Genomic DNA, 8,576 nt, shown 5'->3' on the forward strand with positions numbered 1-8,576 from the left:
TGGGCTGGAACTTGTAGTAAACTATGTCACCTCTTCCAAGCGCTTACATGTTTAAAATGTCACAGTTAAAGAAAAAAATCTCTTTAGAAAGCTATCAATCGGCTGCCGATATTTTAAAAAAATTAGAAAAGTTAATTGGACTTGTATATCTTCATGATGATAACAACCCAATTATTGGTTTTTTGCCAAAAAAATACTTAATTATTCAAAATAATCAAAAAAAATTATTTGATAAAACTGATCTAAATCGTTACGAAAAATCCTCTCACACACAAAGTCTTTTAGCATTTACTCAATTTCACGATGAAAAACTAAAAAATAAAAGTAAAGAAAAAATAAGCTTCAATGGAGGTTATATTGGTTTTATTAGTTATGACTTTTCTGCGAATCAATTTATAAATAATCAAATACATAAACAGCCCTCTTTATTTATAGGTTCTTATTCTTCTTTTCTTAAAAATATAAATAATGAATGGTACTTTTTTAGTGATGAAACTAATGCTATAGAAATTTTTAATTGTATTATAGAACTATTAAAAAAACCTTATAACAGCTCAAACAAAAATAACTTTAAAATAGAACAAAATATTCAACCGCGCTGGTCTAAAAATAAATATTTAACTGCTTTCCACAAAATACAAGAATATATTAAAGCAGGAGATTGTTATCAAATTAATCTGACACAAGAGTTTAATACAACTTTTACAGGTACATTATTAAATAAAGCAGAAGCTTTATGGAATTTAACAAATGCTCCATATTCTGGTTATTTAAAATTAAAAGAGTTTGAGTTATTAAGTTGCTCTCCTGAATTATTTATTGAATTTAATACAGATAAGCAAATAAAAACCCGACCAATTAAAGGCACAATGCCTCGTTACGAAAATAAAGAACAAGATTTGCTTTCAAAGCAAACCTTAAAAAACTCTCAAAAAGATCAGGCCGAAAATGTCATGATCGTTGATTTATTACGTAATGATTTGAGCATTTATGCCAATACAGGTTCGGTAAAAACAACAAAATTATTCGAAATTGAAAGCTTCAATCAAGTTCACCATATGGTAAGTGAAGTTACGGCTACACTTAAAAATGATATTAATCCTATGCAAATGTTGCTTAGTGCTTTACCAGGAGGCTCAATTACTGGTGCCCCTAAAATTCGAGCAATGCAAATTATTGAAGAGTTAGAAGGTGCGCCAAGAGGAGCATATTGCGGGACTTTGGGGTATTTTAATTTTGAGGGTACTGGACGTTGGAATATTCTGATTCGTAGCTTTCAACAATATCAAAACCAGCTCTCTATTTGGGCAGGTGGCGGTATTACTATCGCTTCAGAGGCTGAGGCTGAATATCAAGAAAGCTTAGATAAAATCTCTGCTATGCTGAACTTGATGAACAGCACAGCAGAATAAATTTTAAAGAATATCTTGCTTCAAAGTTTGAACTAAACGTGCATTTTGCTCATCTGTTCCGACCGTAATACGTAAAAACTGATTAATGCGAGGCTTATTGAAATAACGGACAATAATGCCCTGCTCACGCAACTTCTGGGCTAATTGCGCAGCATCATATTGCGAATGTGAAGCAAAAATAAAATTCGCTTTTGATGGCAAAACATTAAAGCCAAGTTCAGTTAAATCACTAACCAGTTTTTCTCGACTTGTAATAACTTTTTGACACTGCTCTTCAAAATAAGCTTGATCTTCAAAAGAAGCAACAGCTGCTGCAATAGCGAAGCGATCAATTGGATATGAATTAAAACTATTTTTTACCGCTTCAAGTGCTGCAATCAAGTGTGACTGAGCAATCGCAAATCCGACGCGTAAACCAGCCAAAGAACGAGACTTTGAAGTTGTTTGGCACACCACAAGATTTTCATAACGGTTTACCAAACTTACAGCTGACTCAGCACCAAAATCAACATAAGCTTCATCAATCACAACCACACGATCTGGATTGGCTTGTAGTACTTGTTCAATCTCTGCCAAGCTGAGCGCAATACTGGTTGGTGCATTAGGGTTAGTAATAATCACGCCACCATTGGGTTGTGCATATTCTTTGACATCAATCTCGAAATTCTCATTAAGTGGAATTTCTTTTGTTTTTGTTCCAAAAAACTGGCTATAAACTGGATAAAAACTATAAGTGATGTCCGGATACAGAATTGGCTCATCTTGAAGGAAAAATGCTTTAAAAATATGAGCCAATACCTCATCAGAACCATTACCCACAAAAACTTGAGATACATCAATATTCTGTTGTTTTGCAATTGCTTGTTTTAATGCTGTCGCATCTGGATCTGGATATAGACGCAGAGCATCAGCTTGTTCATGTAGCACAACTTGAACTGCTTCTACTACTTTTGGTGATGGCGGATAGGGATTTTCATTGGTATTTAATTTCAATAAATTCTGGATTTTAGGTTGTTCACCTGGCACATAAGGCTCCAACTCACGAACCTCAGGACTCCAAAAACGCATTTGTGCTGTAGATACAGTCATAGTCTTATCTCAAAAAAGGGCTGAAAAGTCAGCCCTGAATAATCATTAAAAATTCTACAAGGCTTAAAGCTTATTGATAACGATAACGAGCCGAGCGTGCATGAGCATCAAGATTTTCTTGAACAGCAAGTACATCAGCAGTTTTAGCTAATGTTTTTACACCCTCTTTTGAGCACATGATCAAGCTAGAGCGCTTTTGAAAATCATATACACCCAGTGGTGACGAGAAACGAGCTGTGCCAGATGTTGGTAATACGTGGTTTGGCCCAGCACAGTAATCACCAATTGCTTCAGGTGTATAACGTCCCATGAAGATTGCCCCTGCATGACGAATGTCTTGACTCATTGCTTCGGCATCATCAAGACACAATTCCAAATGCTCTGGTGCAACCTGATTAATCAAATCAACTGCTTCTGCACGATCTTTTACTAAAACTAAAGCCCCACGATTTTCAATCGATGTACGTGCAATATCAGCTTTTGGCAATTCACTTAAATGTTTTTCAATTGCAGACTCTACAGCTTCTAACAAAGCTTCATCTGGAGTAATAAAAATGGCTTGAGCGACTGTGTCATGTTCAGCTTGAGATAATACATCCATCGCCAACCACTCAGCATTATTCACTCCTTCTGCATATACTAAAATTTCAGAAGGCCCTGCAATCATATCAATACCGACCTGACCAAATACAGCACGTTTAGCTGCTGCTACAAATCGGTTTCCGGGACCGGTAATTTTATCTACGCGTGGAACAGTTTGAGTGCCATAAGCTAGAGCTGCAACAGCTTGTGCCCCACCAATAGTGAACACTCGGCTAACTCCCGCAAGGTAAGCTGCAGCAAGAACTAATGGATTTAATTCACCATTTGGTGCAGGTACCACCATAATGATTTCAGGTACACCTGCCACATGTGCTGGTACTGCATTCATAAGTACAGAAGAAGGATAAGATGCAAGACCACCAGGTACATAAATCCCAACTCGGTCAAGAGGAGTCACTTTTTGTCCTAAGGTATTACCCAAGTCATCTACATAAGTCCAGCTATCTTGTTTCTGAGCCTCATGGAATGTACGAATACGGTCAGCCGCAAGTTGCAGGGCTTCACGAATCTCTTGATTTAAACCATCAAACGCAGCTTTCAGTTGTTGTTGAGACAATTCTAGATCGGAAAATTGATGCGCTGAATGTCGATCGAACTGTTGAGTAAGTTTTAAAACATGATCATCACCATGCTGACGTACATCAGCAATAATTTGATCTACTGTTTGAACTAAATTAGGATCATTAACGGTTTCAAAAGCCAAAAGCTCTGCAAAAACCTGTTTGAAGTTCTGATCTTGAGTCGATAAACGTCGCATCAATTTACCCACAAGGCGAAAAAGAAAAACCAAGTTTACTCTTTTTCTAAGGCCTTGTGGGCATCATATCTACAACTATCGCAAAAGCATGATAGGAAATTACTTTTAACGTGATTGAACAGCTTGTTCAAGTTGGGAAATGATTGGGTTTAATAAAATTTGCTTACGCTTAAAGCTCGCTTTATTAACGATAAGACGTGAGGATACTTTGCAAATTTCTTCTAATGGTTCAAGCCCATTTGCTCGTAAAGTATTACCAGTATCAACTACGTCAACAATATAGTCACCTAAACCAACGAGTGGTGCTAGCTCCATAGAACCATAAAGCTTAATAACATCCACCTGCTCACCTAAGCTTGCATAGTATTGACGTGTTAGATTGACGTACTTAGTTGCAATTTTTAAACGACCTTTTGGACGTTCCATTCCTACTTTACCAGCAGTCATTAACTTACATTTTGCAATCTGTAAGTCCAGTAACTCATAAACATGTTGAGCACCATGTTCCATAAGTACGTCTTTACCTGCTACACCTAAATCAGCTGCACCATTCTCAACGTAGGTTGGCACATCAGACGCACGTAAAATCAAAATACGAACTTGCTTATGTGTTGTAGGAAAAATCAACTTACGAGATTTTTCCGGGTCTTCAAGCAAGTTAATACCTGCTGTTGCAAGTAAAGGTAAAGTTTCTTTTAAAATACGCCCTTTACTCAGTGCCAAGGTCAAACCATGATCAAAATTACCCATTACATCAAAATTAGGATCATCGTTTCTTACGTCATTCATTAACTTACTCGCTTAATTCTGGCACCTAAACCTTGAAGTTTCTCTTCGACATGCTCATAACCACGGTCAATATGGTAGATACGGTCAATTACTGTATCACCTTCAGCAACCAAAGCTGCTAAAACCAAAGAAAATGAAGCACGCAAATCTGTTGCCATTACAGGAGCTGCTTGTAGTTTTTCAACCCCAGTCACTACAGCATCATGGCCTTCAACCTGAATATTAGCACCCATACGTGACAATTCAGGAACATGCATGAAACGATTTTCAAAAATGGTTTCAGAAATCGTTGCAAATCCACGACCAATTGCATTTACGGCCATAATTTGCGCTTGCATGTCGGTTGGAAATTCTGGGTGAGGTAAAGTTCTAAAGCTTACTGCTTTAGGTCGCTTACCTAACATATCCAATTCAATCCAGTCATCACCACGAGTGACTTCAGCACCCATTTCTTCAAATTTGTCTAAAACAGATTCAAGTAATGAAGGATCTGTATGTGTTGTTTTTACACGACCACCAGTAATAGCCGCTGCAGCTAAGTAAGATCCCGTTTCAATACGGTCTGCAACAACTGCGTATTCACAACCATGTAGACTTTCCACACCAGTAACAACTAGTGTATCTGTATCTATACCTTCAATTTTTGCGCCCATTTTAATAAGCATTTGAGCAAGATCAGTAATTTCAGGCTCACGCGCAGCATTACGAATAGTAGTTACACCATCCGCTAAAGCAGCCGCCATTAAAATATTTTCTGTACCACCTACAGTGACCATATCGAAAACCACTTCGCCGCCTTTCAGACGACCATCAACAGTGGCATGTACATAACCATTTTCAACTTCGATATGTGCACCCAATGCTTCTAGGGCTTTTAAGTGTTGATCTACTGGACGAGAGCCAATAGCACATCCACCAGGTAATGAAACCTTGGCATTTCCGTAACGTGCCAATAATGGCCCTAATACCAAAATAGATGCACGCATTGTTTTTACAAGTTCATAAGGCGCAAACTGGTTATCTAAAGTAGAGGTATCAGCTTTGACCGTATCGTTCTCATAACTGATCGTGACGCCTAAACCACCAATTAATTTCACCAAAGTATTTACATCTTTAAGATTTGGAACATTGGTTAATGTAATTGGAGAGTCAGCAAGAATCATTGCCGCAAGTAATGGTAAAGCCGCATTTTTAGCACCAGAAATGCGTACTTCCCCTTCGAGCTTAACACCGCCCGTAATTAAAAATTTATCCATTAATATTTAAGCTCCGAAAAGGCTTGCTTTGCGCCATTCATCTTTGGTCATCGCACGAATTGTTACGGCATGGACTTCGCCACTTGCAATATAAGTATTTAATGGTGCATAAACTGCTTGTTGACGGGCAACAGTACGCTTACCTTCAAATTGATCATCCACAATACGGAGGTCAAATTTTCCAGCCTGTCCGCTCACCGCTACTTCCGCTTCAGGAAAAGCTTCTTTTAAAATTTGAGTGAGCTGTTCACTATTCATTGCAAAGACCTCTGGCACAACCTACGGTGTAAAACGAAGTATTTTACTATAACTTTTTCAAAGAATTCAGTACGTGTTTATATTTTATCAATAAAAAAGAGGCTATATTTCAAGCCTCTCTCAATTATTAAAAACTTATTAAATAGAAACAGCAACTTGTGAATACGTGCATTGCATTTTTCGATATTTTAACAATTGTTTTTTTAATTTTTCAGTCAGTTTTTTAATTGAAGTATACATATCATCTGCTGTTGCTTGAGCAAATAGTTCAATTCCAGGTAACCGGACTATCGCTTCGGCCACATGATTAGAGCTACCTTTATGTGAGCGCTTATCAATCTGATGATCTTTCGTTAATTTAATCTGCATACTATTCACCTGATCAAGATGTTTCGTTAACTGATTAAATTTTGCTTTAATATTTTCTTCTATAGCTGGTGTAATTGCTAAATGATGTCCACGAATCGTTATTTGCATAATTCTATCCCTCACCTTTTTGGGTTATATAAAGAAGAACTAAAACGATTTAATGCAATCTAAAAAAGATGATTTGGGACAATTAAATCATTTTAGCTACTCCTCTTGGTGAAATTGAAATTTCATTATTTCGTCATAATGAATATCTAGAATAGTCATACTTCAAAATTTAGATCAAGACTTTTCTTTCGGATGACGATGGAATATGTAACGATTCACGATATTTTGCTACAGTCCTCCTCGCAACTTCTATCCCTTCATCTTTTAATAAACTAGCAATTGCATTATCAGACAACGGTTTACGTGGATTTTCATTAGAAACTAACTTTTTAATCATAGCCCGAATTGCGGTAGAGGAAGCCTCCCCTCCAGCTGTTGTTCCCACATGACTAGAAAAGAAATATTTCAACTCAAAAAGTCCACGTGGTGTCAGCATGTATTTATTTGTTGTAACCCGAGAAACGGTAGACTCATGCAACTCCACTTCTTCAGCAACATCCCGTAGTACTAATGGCTTCATTGCTTCAGGACCTATTTCAAGAAATGCTTTTTGATGCTCAACAATACAAGTAGCGACTTTTAATAAAGTTTTATGTCGCTCATCGATACTCTTTATAAAATTCTTGGCTTCAAGCAACTGATTACGCAAATATAAATTATCATCACTCTGATCAGCCCTACGAATCATACTCGAATAAAAAGAATTAATTCTTAGTTTTGGCATAACATCAGGATTTAACTGAACTTGCCAATGTAAATCCTTCTTAGCAACTACTACATCAGGAATTTGATATTCTGATTCTTGCTTTTCAAAATCCATACCTGGGTAAGGCTTTAATGTCTTTAATAAATCAACTGCAAACTTTAACTGATCTTTAGAAAGACCTGTTTGCTTTAATAATTTATTGAGATCGTTCGCAATCAATAATTCATAATATTGAAGTAGATTTTTAGCTTCTTTTAGATATTCAGTTTCTTTAGGCAAAAACTCTAACTGAACTTTTAAGCACTCAGCAAGATTACGAGCTCCAATACCAATTGGATCAAGGCGTTGAATATGCTTTAAAACAACTAAGACCTCATCTTCTTCGACTTCTTCCTCAACATCCATGTCATTTAATAAATATTGTACAGCTAAGATAATTTCTTCTATCTCAGCATCTAAAAATCCCTTATCGTCTAACGCATCCACAATACAATAAGCAATCAACTGATCTATTTTTGAAAAGTGCAGTAAGTTGACTTGTTCTAACATATGCTCTTTAAGTGTCATCTGAACTTGACGGTTATCCTCACGCTCTTCAAACTCAGGGGTAGCTAAAGCTGTAGACTGATGGGTATAAATATCATCCCATTCAGTATCCACAGGCAAGTCATCTGGTAAATGGTTTGCATTTAACTCTGTCGTAAGATCATCTGCTTCTTTTTTTTCTAAAGTGGATAAACTTTCTACTAGTGATTCATCTTCCACTTTTTCAAGTAATGGATTACTATCTAATTGAATCTGAATTTCTTGCTCTAATTCTAAACTTGAAAGCTGCAGTAATCGGATTGCCTGCTGCAATTGAGGCGTTAACGATAGAGAATTCGCAACTTTCAATCCAACAGATAATTTCATATATTTCTCTTTCCAAAAAACAAGCAAAAATCATGCCTATTTGCTATTTATAGCATATAGTAATGGTTTCTCCTATATATTGACTCCGCATTTCATGAGAAAAATAGTAATTTATTCCTCTAAAATAATATTAAAGTTATTTCGAGCTGCGTCTAATAATCTATTTTAGTTATCGGAAAGATTTGTTGTTTAGTGGATTAAACTTCGCCTTTATTCCCCGCATAAAGCAACACCCCAATCTCTTTCGAGATTGAGGTGTTTGGAATAATGAGCTGGCGATGACTTACTCTCACATGGGTAACCCCACACTACCATCA

At 36.6% G+C, this 8,576-nt stretch carries 8 protein-coding genes; 1 reads left to right on the forward strand and 7 read right to left on the reverse strand.

The genetic code is table 11. The annotated features are described in order from the left end of the window. Positions 1-23: 23 nt before the first annotated feature. Positions 24-1,412 (forward strand): anthranilate synthase component I family protein, encoded by a 1,389-nt coding sequence (locus tag RMA95_RS10885; RefSeq protein WP_409070583.1) that lies wholly within the window; start codon positions 24-26, stop codon positions 1,410-1,412. Positions 1,413-1,415: 3 nt separating this feature from the next. Here RMA95_RS10885 and hisC read toward each other — a convergent pair whose 3' ends face one another. From hisC to RMA95_RS10920, 7 genes are all read right to left on the reverse strand, one after another. Further along, positions 1,416-2,501: a histidinol-phosphate transaminase gene (hisC, locus tag RMA95_RS10890; RefSeq protein WP_311070512.1), complete on the reverse strand. Its 1,086-nt coding sequence runs from the start codon at positions 2,499-2,501 to the stop codon at positions 1,416-1,418. Between the two features lie 70 nt (positions 2,502-2,571). After that, on the reverse strand, positions 2,572-3,861 hold the full coding sequence (gene hisD, locus RMA95_RS10895) for a histidinol dehydrogenase (RefSeq protein ID WP_311070514.1): 1,290 nt from the start codon (positions 3,859-3,861) through the stop codon (positions 2,572-2,574). A 105-nt stretch (positions 3,862-3,966) separates the two neighbouring features. Continuing rightward, entirely contained in the window at positions 3,967-4,650 is a 684-nt protein-coding gene (gene hisG / locus RMA95_RS10900) for an ATP phosphoribosyltransferase (protein ID WP_311070517.1), read from the reverse strand. Then, complete coding sequence (gene murA / locus RMA95_RS10905) at positions 4,650-5,906, reverse strand: UDP-N-acetylglucosamine 1-carboxyvinyltransferase (protein WP_311070520.1); 1,257 nt, start codon at positions 5,904-5,906, stop codon at positions 4,650-4,652. Before murA ends, hisG begins: the two co-directional genes overlap by 1 nt. 6 nt (positions 5,907-5,912) lie before the next feature. After that, the gene (gene ibaG, locus RMA95_RS10910) at positions 5,913-6,164 is read right to left on the reverse strand and encodes a BolA family iron metabolism protein IbaG (protein ID WP_002050455.1); all 252 of its coding nucleotides are present in this window, start codon (positions 6,162-6,164) and stop codon (positions 5,913-5,915) included. Positions 6,165-6,302: 138 nt separating this feature from the next. After that, positions 6,303-6,641 carry a ribosome hibernation-promoting factor, HPF/YfiA family gene (gene hpf / locus RMA95_RS10915; protein ID WP_001167461.1) on the reverse strand — a complete coding sequence of 113 codons (339 nt, stop codon included), beginning with the start codon at positions 6,639-6,641 and terminating at the stop codon, positions 6,303-6,305. 169 nt (positions 6,642-6,810) lie between these two features. Continuing rightward, positions 6,811-8,259: an RNA polymerase factor sigma-54 gene (locus RMA95_RS10920; protein ID WP_311070524.1), complete on the reverse strand. Its 1,449-nt coding sequence runs from the start codon at positions 8,257-8,259 to the stop codon at positions 6,811-6,813. Positions 8,260-8,576: the final 317 nt, after the last annotated feature.

It is taken from the genome of Acinetobacter sp. V110_1 (assembly GCF_031798975.1).
Taxonomy (GTDB): Bacteria; Pseudomonadota; Gammaproteobacteria; order Pseudomonadales; family Moraxellaceae; genus Acinetobacter; species Acinetobacter nosocomialis_A.

Excerpts from the sequence above, each read along its gene's own strand:
- RMA95_RS10885 (WP_409070583.1), top strand. The coding sequence starts at position 24 with ATGTCACCTCTTCCAAGCGCTTACATGTTTAAAATGTCACAGTTAAAG.
- hisC (WP_311070512.1), bottom strand. The coding sequence starts at position 2,501 with ATGACTGTATCTACAGCACAAATGCGTTTTTGGAGTCCTGAGGTTCGT.
- hisD (WP_311070514.1), bottom strand. The coding sequence starts at position 3,861 with ATGCGACGTTTATCGACTCAAGATCAGAACTTCAAACAGGTTTTTGCA.
- hisG (WP_311070517.1), bottom strand. The coding sequence starts at position 4,650 with ATGAATGACGTAAGAAACGATGATCCTAATTTTGATGTAATGGGTAAT.
- murA (WP_311070520.1), bottom strand. The coding sequence starts at position 5,906 with ATGGATAAATTTTTAATTACGGGCGGTGTTAAGCTCGAAGGGGAAGTA.
- ibaG (WP_002050455.1), bottom strand. The coding sequence starts at position 6,164 with ATGAATAGTGAACAGCTCACTCAAATTTTAAAAGAAGCTTTTCCTGAA.
- hpf (WP_001167461.1), bottom strand. The coding sequence starts at position 6,641 with ATGCAAATAACGATTCGTGGACATCATTTAGCAATTACACCAGCTATA.
- RMA95_RS10920 (WP_311070524.1), bottom strand. The coding sequence starts at position 8,259 with ATGAAATTATCTGTTGGATTGAAAGTTGCGAATTCTCTATCGTTAACG.